Source organism: Endozoicomonas sp. 4G (assembly GCF_023822025.1).
In the GTDB taxonomy this organism is placed as follows: domain Bacteria; phylum Pseudomonadota; class Gammaproteobacteria; order Pseudomonadales; family Endozoicomonadaceae; genus Endozoicomonas_A.
In genome coordinates this window covers 4983782-5002020 of the sequence record NZ_CP082909.1, presented here as the reverse complement: position 1 = coordinate 5002020, position 18239 = coordinate 4983782, and the positions used below count along the sequence as shown (strand labels likewise).

Annotated in this window: 13 protein-coding genes and 1 pseudogene; 7 read left to right on the top strand and 7 right to left on the bottom strand. The window is 49.7% G+C overall.

Going from position 1 to position 18239, the window contains the following annotated elements; translation table 11 throughout:
* Nucleotides 1–220: 220 nt before the first annotated feature.
* From ltrA to K7B67_RS23960, 7 genes are all read left to right on the top strand, one after another.
* Nucleotides 221–1546 (top strand): group II intron reverse transcriptase/maturase, encoded by a 1326-nt coding sequence (gene ltrA / locus K7B67_RS19665; protein ID WP_252176896.1) that lies wholly within the window; start codon nucleotides 221–223, stop codon nucleotides 1544–1546.
* Nucleotides 1547–1792: 246 nt separating this feature from the next.
* Nucleotides 1793–3049, top strand: coding sequence for a hypothetical protein (locus K7B67_RS19660; protein WP_252177553.1), 1257 nt, complete (start codon nucleotides 1793–1795; stop codon nucleotides 3047–3049).
* A 232-nt stretch (nucleotides 3050–3281) separates the two neighbouring features.
* A complete protein-coding gene (locus tag K7B67_RS19655) occupies nucleotides 3282–4616 on the top strand; it encodes a hypothetical protein (protein ID WP_252177552.1) in 1335 nt (444 codons plus the stop codon).
* 133 nt (nucleotides 4617–4749) lie between these two features.
* Nucleotides 4750–6135: a hypothetical protein gene (locus tag K7B67_RS19650; protein WP_252180646.1), complete on the top strand. Its 1386-nt coding sequence runs from the start codon at nucleotides 4750–4752 to the stop codon at nucleotides 6133–6135.
* Nucleotides 6136–6358: 223 nt separating this feature from the next.
* Entirely contained in the window at nucleotides 6359–7576 is a 1218-nt protein-coding gene (locus K7B67_RS19645) for a hypothetical protein (protein WP_252177551.1), read from the top strand.
* Between the two features lie 232 nt (nucleotides 7577–7808).
* Complete coding sequence (locus tag K7B67_RS19640) at nucleotides 7809–9281, top strand: hypothetical protein (protein WP_252180645.1); 1473 nt, start codon at nucleotides 7809–7811, stop codon at nucleotides 9279–9281.
* A 231-nt stretch (nucleotides 9282–9512) separates the two neighbouring features.
* Complete coding sequence (locus tag K7B67_RS23960; RefSeq protein ID WP_276576711.1) at nucleotides 9513–10946, top strand: hypothetical protein; 1434 nt, start codon at nucleotides 9513–9515, stop codon at nucleotides 10944–10946.
* A gap of 65 nt (nucleotides 10947–11011) precedes the next feature.
* Here the strand turns inward: K7B67_RS23960 and K7B67_RS19630 are convergent, their stop codons facing one another.
* From K7B67_RS19630 to K7B67_RS19600, 7 genes and pseudogenes are all read right to left on the bottom strand, one after another.
* Nucleotides 11012–12100, bottom strand: coding sequence for a dihydrolipoamide acetyltransferase family protein (locus K7B67_RS19630; RefSeq protein WP_252177550.1), 1089 nt, complete (start codon nucleotides 12098–12100; stop codon nucleotides 11012–11014).
* Nucleotides 12101–12124: 24 nt separating this feature from the next.
* Nucleotides 12125–13156, bottom strand: coding sequence for an alpha-ketoacid dehydrogenase subunit beta (locus tag K7B67_RS19625; protein WP_252180615.1), 1032 nt, complete (start codon nucleotides 13154–13156; stop codon nucleotides 12125–12127).
* Complete coding sequence (gene pdhA, locus K7B67_RS19620) at nucleotides 13156–14235, bottom strand: pyruvate dehydrogenase (acetyl-transferring) E1 component subunit alpha (protein ID WP_252177549.1); 1080 nt, start codon at nucleotides 14233–14235, stop codon at nucleotides 13156–13158. Before pdhA ends, K7B67_RS19625 begins: the two co-directional genes overlap by 1 nt.
* A gap of 41 nt (nucleotides 14236–14276) precedes the next feature.
* Nucleotides 14277–15311 (bottom strand): Glu/Leu/Phe/Val dehydrogenase dimerization domain-containing protein, encoded by a 1035-nt coding sequence (locus tag K7B67_RS19615; protein ID WP_252177548.1) that lies wholly within the window; start codon nucleotides 15309–15311, stop codon nucleotides 14277–14279.
* Between the two features lie 224 nt (nucleotides 15312–15535).
* Nucleotides 15536–15769, bottom strand: coding sequence for a hypothetical protein (locus K7B67_RS19610; protein WP_252177547.1), 234 nt, complete (start codon nucleotides 15767–15769; stop codon nucleotides 15536–15538).
* A gap of 29 nt (nucleotides 15770–15798) precedes the next feature.
* The gene (locus K7B67_RS19605; protein WP_252177546.1) at nucleotides 15799–16083 is read right to left on the bottom strand and encodes a hypothetical protein; all 285 of its coding nucleotides are present in this window, start codon (nucleotides 16081–16083) and stop codon (nucleotides 15799–15801) included.
* Nucleotides 16084–16431: 348 nt separating this feature from the next.
* A pseudogene (locus K7B67_RS19600) lies at nucleotides 16432–18035 on the bottom strand (IS1634 family transposase).
* Between the last annotated feature and the right edge of the window lie 204 nt (nucleotides 18036–18239).

Genomic DNA, 18239 nt, shown 5'->3' with positions numbered 1-18239 from the left:
GGTTGTGCGGCGAAGGCGGTGTGACTTACCTCGGGAGGTCTGTGTGGTGTCTGATATTTCGGACTGAGGTCATCGTAAGGTGACTTGACCGCCACACAGAAGTCAGCAGATGGCATAGTAGCTGGCGTATGTCAGTGAAGGCCTGAACGGTACAGAGTGGTGAGTAGTTTCTGTTATTCGATACACTGGACGCAGACAAATCCAGCAAACACTGGAACTCATGCCAAGTGGTCACGGCGGAACCGGAGGCTGCAAGGCTATGAGAGCTGAGGTCGTGTCGGTATCACAGGATTACGAAAGCCCGGCGGGTGGTACTAGACTGATGGAGCGTATCGCCAACCCCAATAATTTAACAAGAGCCTTTCAGCGAGTTAAACGCAATAAAGGCGCAGCAGGGATCGACCGTATGACAGTGGAAGGGTTGTACACCCATCTACAAGAACATGGTCATGAACTGCGACAATGTCTTTTGCAGGGAGAATGGCGTCCTGCTCCCGTAAGGCGAGTACTGATTCCCAAACCGGACGGAGGAGAAAGGCAGTTGGGTATACCAATCGCCTTAGACCGAATGGTGCAGCAAGCGATACAGCAAGTATTGCAGGCCGAGTGGGAACTAAGGTTCTCATCTTTCAGTTACGGGTTCAGGCCGAACCGGTCAGCTCATCAGGCGATTAATCAGGCTCAGTCGTATATCCGAGAAGGATATAACTGGGTTGTGGACATTGACCTGTCGAAATTCTTCGATCGGGTTAACCATGATCGACTGATGGCAAAACTGGCAGTTCACACAGATGACAAGGATGTATTACGTTTAATTCGACGATTCCTACAGTCCGGAGTGATGGAGAACGGGCTGGTAAAACCGCAGACGGAAGGAGTGCCTCAGGGAGGGCCGCTCTCACCTGTGTTGTCTAACATCGTACTGGATGAACTCGATAAAGAGTTAGAAAAGCGTGATTTACGATTTGTACGTTACGCTGATGACTGTCGGGTGTTTGTGCGAAGCAAGAAAGCAGGCGAGAGAGTGATGGCAAGTTTGACTCGTTACATCGAAAGTAAGCTGAAGCTGAAAGTCAACGTTGCGAAAAGTGCAGTTGACAAGGCATGGAGGCGGGCGTTCCTGGGATACAGCTTTACCAGAGATGGCAGGAAGAAGCTGGCAGATAAAACCTGCAAGCGGTTCAGGGACAAGGTCAAACAACTAACCCGCAAAGGCGGGCGGTCACTGGAGCAGAGATTGGAGTCTCTGAATCGCTATTTACGGGGCTGGAAGAACTACTTTCGAGAAGTTGAAACCCGTTCGGAGTTTGAAAACTTTGACTGCTGGATCAGGCGACGATTGAGAAGTTTGCTCTGGTATCAATGGAAGAAAAGTCCGAAGCGATATGCGGAGCTAAGAAGGCGAGGAGTCAGTGAAGAGCTGACGAGGCAGACAGTAGGATCGAGCAAAGGGTACTGGCGGATAAGCCGGAGTCCTGCGCTGCACTTAGCATTGCCGAATAGTTGGTTCGATGAATTAGGTTTGATTAGATTATTGGCTGCTTAACTGACCGAAACGCCCAGTACGGACCCGTATGCTGGGTGTTGTGGGAGGAGCGTAGCTGTGAGGCTACGCCCTATCCCGATTTATAAATTAAAGTTACACGACTAAGTGAATGTAAAAGATTGGCAGCCAAATACTGCTGACTCAGGGGCTGACTTATTTCCGCACTTCGTAGTTAAGGATATTGTCACCCATAACTCCATTTAGGATCTATATTTTCTGTTCAGTCGCTGTATCTGGAAAATCACCATGAAAAAGTCATTCAACCTGTTTCCGTTACTTTTGTGTTTGTTTTATTCGACGGCACAGGCCAGCCCCCCTTCACAAAATGATTTTGATTTTATTAAGCCTTTTAATCACACTGCACTGGTGGCGAACGAGTTTGAGTTAACGGAAAGCATTGCTGGACTCTCTGTGTCTACCCTACTCAACCTGGGCATATGGTGGGGTATCTGTAAAACAGCGGGAGTGGCCTCCGGGCTTTCAAGAACACATGATCTGGCTGCATCGGATACAAAGGAGCTGGAGAAGTTGAAAACGGATTTCTGTTTGCAAATGGCTCCCGTGATGACAACCGCCGAAGTGGCGCTGGCCGGACATGTGTCTCCCTGGCCCCTGGAGCGCTGGTGGAAAGCTATGTATTTTGCCGGTGCAGGAATGGTAGCCTGTGCTGCTGTTGCCCAAATAAGGGGGTTCGTACCTGTTGTAGTCTTGAACTACCTTGTGTCAGAAGCGGTAACAAGAACTATATCCAGCACTACGTGGGTGTCAATTCTAAGAACAATGAGCGCAAGGGATATTACAATTGAATGGTATGTGGCTGGGAAGTACACAAGATTATCTGCGCTTAATATGGTTACTGCAGGCGGTGTCGCCTACGCAGCTATGACCCATGAAGGCTTCGGTCTAACAAAAGGGATTCTTGCTGCTGTTGTCATCGCAGCGGGTGTGGGTACCCTCTCGGGAATTATTCCAGAGTCAATGATTGCTGTGGACGGACAGACAAAGACCGGAGTCGCAGCCCGGGCCGCAGCCCGAGCCGACGAAGCCATGTACACAGTCACAACCACAGTCTTGGTAATAGCCGGAGCCCTGGCCGTAAATCTAATCAAAGCTGAAACCGGAGCTCCATCTCTATTCGAACCCGTAGCTATAGCCGGGGCTTTTGTCGGATACCAAGCCGGAATCGGAGCCGCAGCTGAAGCCTTAGCTGAAACCAAAGTCAAAGTCGAACCCGAAATCGGAGTGATGGTCGGAGTCCAGGCCATAACCTTGGGCGGATTCGGATTGTCGCTTATGCTGGTCAGTTCGGAGAAAACCTCAAGCAACCCGTTTATCCAAGCCGGTGTCACTTTGGCGCCTGCGTTGGCACTCGCTGTTATCAATAGTCTTTCAAACCACATTGTTTATGGCTATCCACTGGAACAAAGCCTTTCAGAGACCAGCTGGACTCAGTGGAAAAAGTTCTATGCGCCCCTGGATTATCTCTCGACTTTGTTTAAATGACAGATTCAATTTTTACATTTTTCAAATAAAGGACCGGCTTTTGCCCATTGGCAAAAGCCGTACTACTTATAAATTAAAGTTACACGACTAAGTTAATGTAAAAGATTGGCAGCCAAAAACTGCTGACTCAGGGGCTGACTTATTTCCGCACTTTGTAGTTAAGGATATTGTCATCTATAACTCCATTCAGGATCTATATTTCCTGTTCAGTCGCTGTGTCTGGAAAATCACCATGAAAAAGTCATTCAGCCTGTTTCCGTTACTTTTGTGTTTGTTTTATTCGATGGCACAGGCCAGCCGTCCCTCACAAAATGATTTTGATTTTCTTAAGCCTTTTAATGACAGCGCACTGGTGGCAAACGGGCTTGAGTTAACGGAAAGCATTGCTGGACTCTCTTTATCTATCCTACTCAACCAAGGTATATGGTGGGGTGTCTGTAAAACAGCGGGAGTGGTCTCCGGGCTTTCAAGAACACATGATCTGGCTGCATCGGATACAAAGGAGCTGGAGGAGTTGAAAACGGATTTCTGTTTGCAGCTGGTGCCCGTGATGACAACCGCCGAAGTGGCGCTGGCCGGGCATGTGTCTCCCTGGCCCCTGGAACAGCACTGGTGGAAGCCCTTGTATTTTGCCGGTGCCGGAATGGCAGCTTATGCTGCTACGATGAAAAAGAGGGAGTACGTACCTGCCGCAGTTTTGACCTACCTTGCCTCAGAAGCGGTATCAAGAACCGGGGCCAGCGCTATTTCGGTGTTAATTCTAAGAACAATGAGCGTAAGGAATATTACAACTGAATGGTATTTGGCTGGGGAATACGCAGTATTGTCTGCGATTAGTGGGTTTATGGCAGGGAATGTCGCTTATGAAGTCTTGATCCATAAAGGCAGCAGATCAGCACAAGCGACTTTTGCTTCTGCTCTCATCACAATGATTGTAGGTGGCCTGTCGGGCGTTATTTCGAAGTTAATCATTAATGCGGACGGAGACGGAGTAGAATTCGGAGCTGCAGTCGGATCTGGTGGATCTGGAGCCGGAGCCGGAGCCTTAGCCGGAGCCTTAGCCGGAGCCAGTGCGTTAGCCGGAGCCTTAGTTGGAACCGAAGCCGTAGCCGGAGTTGGAGCTGCCGCCGAAGCCTTATCTGGAATCGGAGTGGAACCCGGAGCTATAGTCGGAGTTGTATCCGGAGCTGTAGTCGGAGTTGTATCCGGAGCCTTATCCGGATCTGTAGTCGGAGTTGTATCCGGAGCCTTATCCGGATCTGTATCCGGAGCCGCACTTGGAGCCGGAGATGTGGTCGGAGTTGGAATCGGAGCCGGAGCCACAGTCGGAGCCATGGGTGCAGTTGGAGTCTTGCTTATGTTGGTTAGTTCGAAGAAAACCTCAGACAACCGGTATATCCAAGCCGGTGTCGCTTTGACGCCTGCGTTGGCTTTCGCTGTTATCAATAGTCTTTCAAACCACGCTGTTTATGGCTATCCACTGGAACAAAGCCTTTCAGAGACCGGCTGGACTCAGTGGAAAAAGTTCTATGCGCCCCTGGATTATCTCTCGACGTTGTTTAAATGACAGAGCCAACTGTCAGCAACTGAATCAGCGGTGAACTCTGGCAGCTGCCTTATTTGCACCGCACCAAATTGTCATTCATAGCTCCGTTCATGATCTATATTTCCCGTTCAGTCACTGTATCTGGGAAATCACCGTGAAAAAAACATTTAACCTGTTTCCGTTACTTTTGTGTTTGTTTTATTCGACGGCACAGGCCAGCCGCTCCTCACAAAATGATTTTGATTTTCTTAAGCCTTTTAATGACAGCGCGCCGGTAGCAAACGGGCTTGAGTTAACGGAAAGCATTGCTGGGCTCTCTTTCTCTACCCTGCTCAACCTGGGCGTATGGTGGGGTGTGTGTAAAACAGCGGGAATAGTTACCGGACTTTCAAGTAAATACGATCTGGCGACATCGGATACAAAGGAACTGGAAGAGTTGAAAACGGATTTCTGTTGGCAACTGGCTCCCGTGATAACTACCGCCGAAGTGGCGCTGGCCGGGCATGTGTCTCCCTGGCCCCTGGAACAGCACTGGTGGAAGCCCTTGTATTTTGCCGGTGCCGGAATGGCAACTTATGGCGCTATTACGAAAACGAGGGAGTACGTACCTGCCGCAATCTTTACCTATCTTGCCTCAGAAGCGGTATCAAGAACCTGGGCCAGCGCTATTTCGGTGTTAACTCTAAGAGCAATGAACGTAAGGAATATGACAACTGAACGGTATGTGGCTGAGGAATACGCAGTATTGTCCGCGATTAATGGGTTTTTGGCAGGGAATGTCGCTTATGAAGTCTTGATCCATAAAGGCTGCAGACCAGCAAACGCGGTTTATGCTTCTGTTCTCATCACAGGGTTTGTGGGTGGCCTGTCAACCATTATTTCAGAGTTAATCATTGATGCGGGCAGAGACGCAGTGGGATTCGGAGTCGGAGCCGTAACAGGAACCGGAGCCGGACTCGGAGTTGGAGCCGCAGTCGGAGCTGGAGTTGGAGTTGGAGCTGGAGTTGGAGCTGGAGTTGGAGCTGGAGCTGGAGCTTTAGCCGGAGCCGTAGCCGGATTCTTAGTCGGATCCTTAGTTGGAACCGTAGCCGTAGCCGGAGTTGGAGCCGGAGCTGGAGCTGGAGCCGCAGCCGCAGCTGCCGCCGGAGCCGTAACCGGACTCGGAGCAGTACCTGGAGTTGTAATCGGAGCTGTATCCGGAGCCTTATCCGGATCTGTATCCGGAGCCGCACTTGGAGCCGTAGACGCAGCCGGAGATGTGGCCGGAGCCGCAGTTGGAATCGGAGTTGGGGCCACAGTCGCAGCCATGGGTGGAGTTGGAGCCTTTATTATGTTGGTCAGTTCGGAGAAAACCTCAGACAACCGGTATATCCAGGCCGGTGTCGCTTTGGTACCTGCGTTGGCTTTCGCCGTTATCAATAGTCTTTCAAACTACGCTGTTTATGGCTATCCACTGGAACAAAGCCTCTCAGAGACCGGCTGGACTCAGTGGAAAAAGTTCTATGCACCCCTGGATTATCTCTCGACTTTGTTTAACTGACAGATTCAACTTTTACATTCTTCAAATAAAGGGCCGACTTTTACCTATTGGCAAAAGTCGGTACGACTACTTACAAACTAAAATTATACGACTAAGTTAATGTAAAAGATTGGTAGCCAAATACTGCTGACTTATTTCCGCACTCGTAGTTAAGAATATTTTCATTCATAGCTCCGTTTAGGATCTATATTTCCTGTTCAGTCGCTGTATCTGGAAAATCACCATGAAAAAGTCATTCAACCTGCTTCCGTTACTTTTGTGGTTGCTTTATTCGACGGCACAGGCCAGTCCCACCCCACAAAATGATTTTGATTTTCTTGAGCCTCTTAATGACACTGCACTGGTGGCGAATGGGCTTAAGTTGACGGGAAGCATTGCTGGAGTTTCTTTGTCTACCCTGCTCAGCTTCGGTATGTGGTGGGGGGTCTGTAAAACAGCGGGAATAGTCTCCGGGCTTTCAAGAACATACGATCTGGCTGAATCGGATACACAGGAGTTGGAGGCGTTGAAAACGGATTTCTGTTTGCAACTCGCTCCCGTGATAACCACTGCCGAAGTGGCGCTGGCCGGGCATGTGTCTCCCTGGCCCCTGAAGCAGTGGTGGTGGAAGCCCCAGTATTTTGTCGGTGCCGGAATGGCAGCTCATGCCGTTGCTGCGAAAAAGAGGGAGCGCGTACCTGTCGCAGTTTTGACCTACCTTGCGTCAGAAGCGATATCAAGAACTGGAACGGGTGCTATTTCGGCGCTACTTCTAAGAAAAATGGACGTAAGGGATATTTCAACTGAATCGTATGCGGTTTGGCAATACTCAATGTTGTCGGTAATTAATGGGGTTATCGCGGGGACTGTCGGTTATGAGGCCATGATCTATAAAGGCTATCGTCCAGTAGGAGCGACGCTTGCTTCCGTGTTCAGCGCACTTATTGTGGGTACCCTCTCAGACATTTTTTCACTGTTAACAGTTGATTTGGGCGGAGGACAGACAGAGGCCGGAGTCTGGGTCGTAGCCGTAGTCTGTTCCGGAGGCGTGGCTGCACTTGTACCCATATACGTAACCAAAGGCGGAACCGGAACCACAGCAGGAGCTGTAACCAAAGCTGGAGCCATAGTCACTGCCATAGTCGGAGCCGGAGCCGGAGCCGTTGCTGGAGCAGCAGCAGGAGCTGAGTTTGTAGTCGGAACCTTCAGCGGATGCTCAGCCGCAATGCTGGGTTTATTCGGAGGCTCACTTATGTTGGTCAGTTCGAAGAAAGTCTCAGACAACCGGTATATCCAAGCCGGTGTCACTTGGGCGCCTGCGCTGGTTTTCGCTGTTATCAATAGTCTTTCAAACTACGCTGTTTATGGCCATCCGCTGGAAGAAGGCTTTTCAGAGATCGGCTGGGCTCAGTGGAAAAAGTTCTATGTGCCCCTGGATTATCTCTCGACTTTGTTTAACTGACAGATTCAATGTTTATTTTTTCAAATAAAGGACCGGCTTTTACCCATTGGTAAAAGCTGGTACTGCTTCCAGATTAAAATTATACGACTAAGTTAATGTAAAAGTTTGGCAGCCAAAAACTGCTGACTCAGGGGCTGACTTATTTCCGCACTTGGTAGTTAAGGATATTTTCATTCATAGCTCTATTTAGGATCTATATTTCCTGTTCATTCGCTGTATTCGGGAAATCACCATGAAAAAGTTATTCAACCTGTTTCCGTTACTTTTGTGTTTGTTTTATTCGACGACAGAGGCCAGCCCCCCTTCACAAAATGATTTTGATTTTATTAAGCCTTTTAATGACAGCGCACTGGTGGCAAATGGGCCTGAGTTAGCGGGGAGCATTGCCGGAGTCTCTGTGTCTACCCTGCTCAACCTGGGTGTATGGTGGGCTGTCTGTAAAACAGCGGGAATAGTTACCGGTCTTTCAGGCACCTATGATCTGGCTGCATCGGATACAAAGGAGCTGGAAGAGTTGAAAACGGATTTCTGTTTGCAACTGGCTCCCGTGATAACCACCGCCGAAGTGGCGCTGGCCGGGCATGTGTCTTCTTGGCCCCTGGAACAGCATTGGTGGAAACTCCTTTATTTTGCCGGTGCCGGAATGGTCACTTATGCCTCTATGAGGGGAACGATCGAGCACGCCATGCCTGTCGAAGTTTTAGCTTACCTTGCTACGGAAGCGCTAATAAGAACCGGAGCCAGCGCTATTTCGGTGTCAATTCTAAGAAAAACGAGGTTCGTAAGAGATATTACAACTAAACGGTATGTGGCTGGGGAATACGCGATATTGTCTTCGATTAATGGGGTTATGGCCGGTGCTGTCACTTATGAAGCCTTGATCCATAAAGGCATCAGGCCAGCAAAAGCGAGTCTTGCTGCTGTTGTCAATGCAGCGATTGTGGGAGTCCTCTCGGGAATTGGTTCAGGGTTAATAATGGATGTGGACGAACAGACAAAGGCCGGAGTCGGAGTCGGAATCGGAGCCGGAGCCGGAGCCGGAGCCCTGGCTGGGGACCTGGCTGGAGCCATAGCTGGATTTGTATCTGGAGCCGGAGCTGGAGCCGTAATCGGAGCCGGAGCCGGAACCGGAGCCGGAGCTCTGGCTGGAGTTTTAGCCGGAGCTGTATCCGGACCCGTAGTTGGCGCTGGAGTCGTAGCCGCAGTCGGAGTTGGGCTTGGAGGTGTAACCGGAGGTGTAGTCGGAGCAGAAATCGGATCAAGAGTCGGATCAAGAGTCTTATCAGGAGTCGGGTCAGGAGTCGGGTCAGGAGTCGGGTCAGGAGTCGGGTCAGGAGCAGCATTGGGAGCTTTTATCGGAACCCTGTCCGGAGCCTTAGCCGGAGCTTCATCCGGACTCGGAGTCGGAGCCGGAGACGGAATCGAAGACGGAGTCAAAATCACACTGGGAGTCGGATTCACAACCGTAGTCCTGTACGCAGCCGGAAACTTGCTTATTTTGACCAGTTCGAAGACAACCTCAGACAACGTGTGCATCAAAGCCGGTGTCACTTTGGCACCAGCGTTGATTTTCGCTGTTATCAATAGTCTTTCAAACTACGCTGTTTATGGCTATCCACTGGAACAAAGCCTTTCAGAGACCGCCTGGACTCAGTGGAAAAAGTTCTATGCGCTCCAGGATTACCTCTCGACTTTGTTTAACTGACAGATTCAATTTTTATTTTTCAAATAAAGGACCGGCTTTTACCCATTGGCAAAAGCCGGTACTACTTATAGGTTGAAATTATACGACTAAGTTAATGTAAAAGTTTGGCAGCCAAAAACTGCTGACTCAGGGGCTGACTTATTTCCGCACTTGGTAGTTAAGGATATTTTCATTCATAGCTCTATTTAGGATCTATATTTCCTGTTCATTCGCTGTATTCGGGAAATCACCATGAAAAAGTTATTCAACCTGTTTCCGTTACTTTTGTGTTTGTTTTATTCGACGGCAAAGGCCAGCCCTCCTTCACAAAATGATTTTGATTTTATTAAGCCTTTTAATGACAGCGCACTGGTGGCAAACGGGCTTGAGTTAGCGGGAAGCGTTGCCGGAGTCTCTGTGTCTACCCTGCTCAACCTGGGTGTATGGTGGGCTGTCTGTAAAACAACGGGAATAGTCACCGGGCTTTCAGGCACCTATGATCTGGCTGCATCGGATACAAAGGAGCTGGAAGAGTTGAAAACGGATTTCTGTTTGCAACTGGCTCCCGTGATAACCACCGCCGAAGTGGCGCTGGCCGGGCATGTGTCTTCCTGGCCCCTGGAACAGCACTGGTGGAAACTCCTTTTTTTTGCTGGTGCAGGAATGGACATTTATGCGACGGAAACGAGGAAGCGCATACCTGTCGAACTCTTGACTTACCTTGCTTCAGAAGCGCTATTAAGAACCGGAGCCAGTGCTATTTCGGTGTCAATGCTAAGAAACATGAGGTTCGTCAGAGATATTACAACTAAACGGTATGTGACTGCGGAATACGCAATATTGTCTGCGATTAATGGGGTTATAGTTGGTGCTGTCACTTATGAAGCCTTGATCCATAAAGGCTTCAGGCCAGCAAGAGCGAGTCTTGCTGCTGTTGTCAGCGCAGCGATGGTGGGAGTCCTCTCGGGAATTAGTTCAGGGTTAATAATGGATGTGGACGAACAGACAAAGGCCGGAGTCGGAGCCGGAGTCGGAGCTGGAATCGGAGCCGGATTCGGAGCCTTGGCTGGAGCCCTGGCTGGAGCCATAACTGGATCTGTATCTGGAGCGGCAGCCGGAGCCGGAATCGGAGCAGGAGCCGGAACCGTAGTCGGAGCTCTGGCTGGAGTCTTATCCGGAGCTGTATCCGGACCCGTAGTTGGCGCTGGAGTCGTAGCCGCAGTCGGAGTTGGACTTGGAGGTGTAACCGGAGGCGTAGTCGGAGCAGAAATCGGATCAAGAGTCGGATCAGGAGCAGGAGCAGGAGCGGGAGCAGGAGCAGGATACGGAGCAGGATTAGGATCTTTGATCGGAACCCTATCCGGAGCCCTGGCCGGAGCTGGATCCGGACTCGGAAACGGAATCGAAGACGGACTCGGAGTCACACTGGGAGTCGGATTCATAGCCGTAGCCCTGATCGGAGTAGGAAACTTGCTTATGTTGGCCAGTTCGAAGGCAACCTCAGACAACCTGTGTATCAAAGCCGGTGTCACTTTGGCACCTGCGTTGACTTTCGCTGTTATCAATAGTCTTTCAAACTACGCTGTTTATGGCTATCCACTGGAACAAAGCCTTTCAGAGACCGCCTGGACTCAGTGGAAAAAGTTCTACGCGCCACTGGATTATCTCTCGACTCTGTTTAACTGACAGATTCAACTTTCATCTTGCTCAAAAATGATCGGCTTTTACCCATTGGCAAAAGCCGATATAGATTATTCAGATAACTTCTGAAGCATACAATGCAAGAAACGAGTCGCTTCTCCACCAGTAGCGGCTCGATGATCAAAGGTCAGAGAAATAGGAAGAATCCGGTGATTCTGAATCTGACCGTCCTCGCTCACCACCCGGTTTCTCAGTCGACCCACACCAATGATGCATACCATTGGCGGCACAACAACAGGGGTGGCAAACTGACCCGCAAAGACGCCAAAGTTGCTCAGGGTTATGGTGGCACCCTGCATTTCGGAGGGTGGCAGGCTGCGCTCTTCAACGGCTTTTCTAAATTCATTAATACTGTTTCTCAGAGCAGCGGCATCCTGTTTTTCTGCGTCTCTGATGACCGGCACAAACAAACCATCGTCACTGTCAACCGCCAGCCCCAAATGGACAGACGTAAAGACTTCACGACTCATCACCGTTTCATCAAACCAGGCATTCAGTGCCGGTTCTTCTTTACAGGCTGCGGTAATGGCCTGAATCAGTCGAACGGTAATGTCTGTCCCTTTTGGCCAGTGCTCGATATCCACATCATCAAACAGAGTGACGGGCACCACTTCGGCATGGGACTGCGCCATAGTCCTTGCCATGTGTTTTCTGACACCTTTGATGGGTTCAGGGTTTTCCAGGGGGTAGCTTTGACCAATAGAGTTTCTGCTAACATTTTTCGGAGCATTTTTCGCAGCAATGGAGACACCCAGTCTGGCGGCCAGTTCACTGATGTCACCCCGGGTTGCGGTAGCGGGGGCTTTTCCGGAATCGGGTGGTGTCCCAATAAAAAAGCTGTCATCAGAACTGTTATCGTGAGCGGTGGTTGCCAGCTCGCCGACAACTGTGCCAGCATCTTCCTGATCACTGACGAACTCCAGCAGAGGTGCTCCGGTCATGATGGTGTCGCCGGGTTTACCATAGAGTTTTGCCACCACACCGCTTATTGGCGCAGGAACGTCGACAATCGCTTTGGCGGTTTCGACAGAGACAATGATCTGGTCTTCTGTCACGGAGTCGCCTTCCTTAATGTGCCATTTAATAATATCGGCTTCGGGAATGCCTTCACCCAGGTCGGGCAGGTTGAAAAATTTCATCGTTGTTATCCTTTCCAGCTGATATCAGTGATACGCCAGTGTTTTCAGAGATGCCTTGATGATGTCATCAGGCTGGGGAAGATAATGACTTTCCATCCGATAATAGGGCATGGTCGTATCATAGCCTGTCACCCGTTCGATCGGTGCTTTCAGATCCATGAGGGCTTGCGAGGCCAGCTCGGCAGCAATTTCAGCACCGACGCCAAAGCTGCGGCAGGCTTCGTGAATAATCACACAACGACCGGTTTTGCGAACTGAAGTCAGGATGGTCTCCATATCAAGCGGCTTGATCGTGGCGACATCAATCACTTCGACTGACACGGCGTATTGTTCCAGGGTTTTGGCTGCCTGAAGTGTTTCACTGACAGAAGCTCCCCAGCTGATCAGAGTCAGGTCGGAGCCTTCCCTGAGAGTGAAGCACTTGTCCAGTGGCAGCAGTGGCGTCTGTTCAGAAACATCCTGTTTAACCGCTCGATAGATGCGCTTGGGCTCAAGAAACAGTACCGGATCAGGATCATTAATTGCAGAGCGCAGCAGTCCGTAAGCCCTGACCGGGGATGATGGAATGACCACTCTGATACCAGGAATATGGGCAAACAGGGCTTCGGTGCTTTCAGAGTGATGCTCGGGAGCGCGGATACCGCCACCGAAAGGGGCTCTGACCACCATAGGGCAGCTCAGGCGTCCACGGGTACGGTTGCGCATTCGGGCGGCATGGCATATTAACTGTTCCATGGCCGGGAAGATAAATCCCATAAACTGAATTTCTGCCACAGGCTTCAGACCTTGAGTGGCCATCCCGATACTCATACCAGCGATCAGAGCTTCAGCCAGGGGCGTATCCATGACCCTTTTCAGACCATACTTGTCTCTCAGACCCTGAGTGGCCCGGAAAACGCCGCCATTGACACCGATGTCCTCACCCAGCAATACCACGTCAGGATCTTGCTTCATAGCGTGGTCCAGAGCCAGGTTGACGGCTTCCACCAGAGTGATCTTCTTCACGGTGCTGCCCACGGTGGATTGAATCAGGTTTTCAGATACTGAGCTGTTCATCATTGCCTTCCTCCGTTGGCTTTAGCCATGGCAGCCTGCTTTTGCTGCTCCAGCTGCGGGGGCATATTGGCGTAGGTGTAGTCAAAAAGGTCGCTGATAGCAGGGAGTGGTGTTTCCAGATAGGTTTTGACTTCTTTCTCAACCAGCGCGGCGGCTTCCTGTTTTAGTGCCTGCTCTTTCTGCTCGTCCCACAGGCCACGGTGATACAGGAAGTTTCTAAGTCGTTTGACCGGCTCCTTGTTCCAGGCATCCTGCAGTTCTTCACTGTTACGATAACGACTGGCGTCGTCTGCTGTAGTGTGGTCGCCCAGACGATAGCTGATGGCTTCAATCACGGTAGCGCCTTTGCCGCTTCTGGCACGTTTTATGGCTTCAGTGACGACTTCGTGCAGGGCCACCACATCGTTACCGTCAACCTGCACAGAAGGCAGTCCGGCGGCAATGCCTTTTTGCGCCAGTGTCGGGGCTCCGGACTGAATGTTGCGGGGAACAGAAATAGCCCACTGGTTGTTATTGATGATAAATATTAGTGGTAGCTGCCAGACACCGGCAAGGTTCAGGGCTTCCGTAAAGTCGCCTTTGGAGGTGGCGCCATCGCCCAGGGACACCACCGCTACCTGAGGCTCGTGTCGTATTTTAATGGCAGTAGCCACTCCCGCAGCATGGCCTGCCTGGGTAGCAATAGGCACACAGTTCGGGAAGTCAAGACCCCAGGCTGAACCGGAACTGCCTTGCTCATCGCCACCCCAATAAAGCATGACATCGGAGAGCGGAACCCCCCGTGACAGCAAACCGGGCAGGTCACGGTAGTAAGGAATCAGTACGTCTTTTTTCTCCATCAGAGAACCATAAACAGTGCTGATTGCCTCCTGCCCGAGACAGGAAGGGTAGGTTCCCATCTGACCGGTTCTTTGCAGGGCAACGGCTTTGGCATCCCCCGCCCGGGCGATGACCATGGTGCGGTAGTAATGAATCAGGGTGTCTTTATTTTCAGTCCATTCAGGCAAGCTCTGAAGGACTTCCCCCTCCTCATCAAGATACTGATAGAAGGGAATCTGACAGGAATCTTTGGCTTTCATCAGCTGCGCTCTCGCATATTTTTAACATCGGGTTCTTTTGGTCACCCAACCTGCTCTCCATAAAGCAAAACTTCTGCCATATGATCGGCAATCAGGCTGCTGGGAGACTGGCGTTGTTGCTCATAGCGAAACACCTGTAGCAAAGTGTCTTCTATGGCGTTGATGCGATGATTCATTTCATTCTGTGACTGACCTTGATGTGTCATCGCAACAAAAATGAGGCCACCGGCGTTGATAAGATAGTCCGGCGCATAGAGGATGCCCCTGTCAAACAGCCACTGGCCACACTCAGGCGTCAGCAGTTGATTGTTGGCAGAGCCTGCTACCGCCGCGCATTGCAACTGATGAATGGTGTTTTCATTGAGAATGCCGCCCAGACCACAGGGGCTGAAAATATCACAGGGGACTGAATAGATGTCCTCAGCACCGACAGCGGTTGCCCCAAACTCCTGAACGCACTGCTGAACTTTCTGTTCATTAATATCAGTGACAATCAGTTTGGCACCGTCCTTATGCAGTAACTGGCACAGCGCAAAACCAACATTACCGAGCCCCTGAACAGCGACTGTCATACCTTTAAGTGAGGAGCCAAATTCCGGATGAGCTTTGAGGGTCGCCTGAATGCCCTTGTAAACTCCGAGGGCGGTTGAGGGGGCTGGATTACCGCTCGAAGAAGTGCAGGAAACGTGTTGGGTTTGAGAGGCGATGGCATCCATATCAGAGACTCTTGAGCCGCTGTCCATGGCAGTAATATAGCGGCCTTCCAGTTCGTCTATGAATTGGCCAAAAGCCCTGAACAGCTGTTCCCGATCGTAGGGACCTTCGGGCTCCATAATGACGGATTTGCCACCCCCGAGATCAAGACCGGCAAGCGCGGCTTTGTAGCTCATACCTTTGGCAAGACGGATGGCATCAGTGACTGCATCTTCAGTGGAGGTGTAGGGAATTATACGACAACCGCCGAGGGCTGGTCCTCTTTGGGTATTATGGATTGCAACGATGGCTTTGAGGCCTGACGCTTCATCGTATTTCAGATGGATGTCATTGAGCCGGGCCTCGGTTATCTGTCTGAACATAACGGGATCTCTCCGTATGTGTCAGAGCTGATAAGGCTCTGTTTTGTTTATTGTTATTTTGCAGTTGCCGAAGGTCAGGGTGATGACCGACAGCAGCGATGACAGGGGCTTTTAGCCCCTTCAGCGATTACAATACGTCGGCGGGTGTATTGTCAACTGGAGAATTGTCAGGCAGGTTGTCCCAGAAGTGCCATCGGGGGATGGCACTTAAAACGGTCGGGCTCCTAGCCCAATGTTTCTTCGGTATCCAAATCAAACAAGTGGCAATGAGACACCTTAAATTTCAACAAAGCAGAGTCACCACTTGCCACTACCCTGTCAGCATCGAAGGGTATTCTTGAAATCATCTTGTCACCTCCCAACTGAAAATAGAGGTAAAGCTCATTGCCCACAGACTCCACCACCATCACATTCATAACACCATTGATTTCATCAATGCGGACTTTAATGATGTTCATCGCTGGGGAACCAATAAAACTGGCTACCTTTAAAGTTGCATAAGACCCAGAACAATGGTCGGAATGACCACCCCGAGTGAGAACCAAAAGGTATTGAGCAAGGCTTGAATAAACTCAAAGTCCTCGACCATGTATTGGTAATTCTCAAGACCAATAAAGTTGTATTCCGGAGCAATGTAGTCCCAGTCGGTGAAGCTGATATAGACGGAGTAACCAAAAGGCACCAGCCAGAACGTCACCAGCGGTATCAGTAAAGATGCAGTAAAAAGCAGCACCTTTAACCGGTTCGAAAATTGTTGAGAGAAGGCGCTCATGGCTTACCTTGGCACTTTAAAAATCTATCGATAATGTAAATGGGATATCAAAGTACTAACTTCTTTTCGACGAACGCATAACCCCTTTCTTTTAGGTCTGTCTCTTAGACAGATCTTTTGAATAATTGAATGTAGAAAAAACGCCCGAAGTCCAATCAGTACGCAGCTTCCCGGTTAAAATCAGAATTTCGGACATAATCGTGTTATTCAACCAATATACGACATTGTTTTATATGCTTAGTCCGTCACTATCACTGTGCTGGAGACGAAAAAAGGTGCTGTATTTTAATTTTTACATTGTCGTATATTAGTCATTGTTTGATTATTAACCGACATTCACCACCCCAATCAGGAATAAATCGACTGGTACGTAGACCCTAAAATAAAAATGATTGTCGACTGGCTTTCCGTGATGCCTACCACATGTTTCTCCGTCCCATCGATGACCCAAACATGAATGCCCTCAAAGCAGCTGAAAACCCATCTTCCTGTCGGATTCTGGCCGGGTTTCTTCTTCATGTCTGGAAACGTTCGACTCTGCTTTTTCAGTTCATAGCGGATTCTGTGCTGGATAGCAGCATAGACCATCAGACAAAGAGTCATGATCATTAATAGTGCTTCGATACGTTCCGGCTTTTTGAGATACAGTGAAGATACCAGAAAATCCGGACTTTTCAGGAAGCGAAAACCTCTTTCAACCTGTTGTTGTGATTTGTAGGTCTTCAACAATTCAGCAGTGTTCAGACGGTCAGTATCGGTATCATTGGTAGCCAACACAAAGCACCCCAAAGAGGCTTGTGCATCCCGCCTTGTTTGCACCGTTACTGAGCAGCAACCACTTATGTAATATTCCTGATGATCGGGTTCCGCTCCTTCAGCGGGACGACCTTTGCCTTTATAGCAGGGTTTGGAGGTGATCTGAGGTTCTGCCTGACAGAGTTCTGATTGTTTCTGCCATTGTTTAAAGGCTTCCATGGCATCAGCTTTGCACCGGAATGCCTTTTTGCTGAGCTTTTCCAACCTTTGAAATTCTTTGGTGGATTTTTTCTGCATACGCCTTGTGAGCGCTTTCTGTTCTGTCTCCTGGCTCTGCTTATTGCGATACATGACCCAGCGTTGCTTCACATCCGCATAACCAGACGACACTTCCACAGCTTCATAATGCTCAAAACCTTCGACCGCCTTCATGACGCGTGACGGTGCACTTTGCACCAGTTCTTTGCTGGCCCCAATATTGAGAGGAACCCGGGAAATAAACCACTGATCCTGCTGGTCAAGCTCCTTAACCGTTTCTGAGGTGTACAAAGCAGCATCACCGACAAAGTACCTGGATTCCAGAGCCGCTTTGAAACTTTTCAAGTGTTCAGATACCACCAGTTTGAAGCTGGTCTTATCCGTTACATTGCCACTGGCAGCCTTCATAAACAGGGGATGCCTGCTTTGTTTTCTGTCATCAGAAGCAATATGGCCTGATTTAAATCCGGACGATGATCACGACTGTAGCCTTTGCACAACCTAATGCAGTTGAGGTCTTCATCGTCCTCTTCGCTGTCGCTGTTATAACGTCCATCGACGTGTATGCTGGTGCCGTCGAGATTTAGGGCATCGCATGGGAGCTTGAGATGTTTTACGACCTTGATAGCCAGTTCAAAATAGACTTTACTGACATTGAGTTCAAAGAGTTCATCCAGTGTCCTGCCAAGAACCTTGTCGTTTATATGCTCAGGCTTAATACCGGGCCTGATCAGTTTATCAAGAGGTTTATTGGCGAAGAACCGGGGAAACATATGCAGAGATTGTCCGGTAAAGCCCAGACCATTGATGATCATGGCAACGACAGACTCACCATGGGATATATGCCAGTCATCAGATACCTTGGGGGCTCTTTTATCGATATGTTCGGCAATTCCAAGCTCTTTGCACATTCCAGCCACTAAACCAAGGTGATCCATGACCTGACTGCGGTATTGAACAGGAGGCATAAGGGGGGGTCCTGATATTTGCTTATCTCATAAATAGCAGAATTCAGGAAAATGTCAGGTGAGGTGGTGAATGTCGGTTATTAAAAATCTCTGAATCGACATACTGAGTAATCCCTTACCTCTTGGGAATAAAGGGATTGGAAGGTTTTATGGCCTTTCGGAATTTGTGACTAA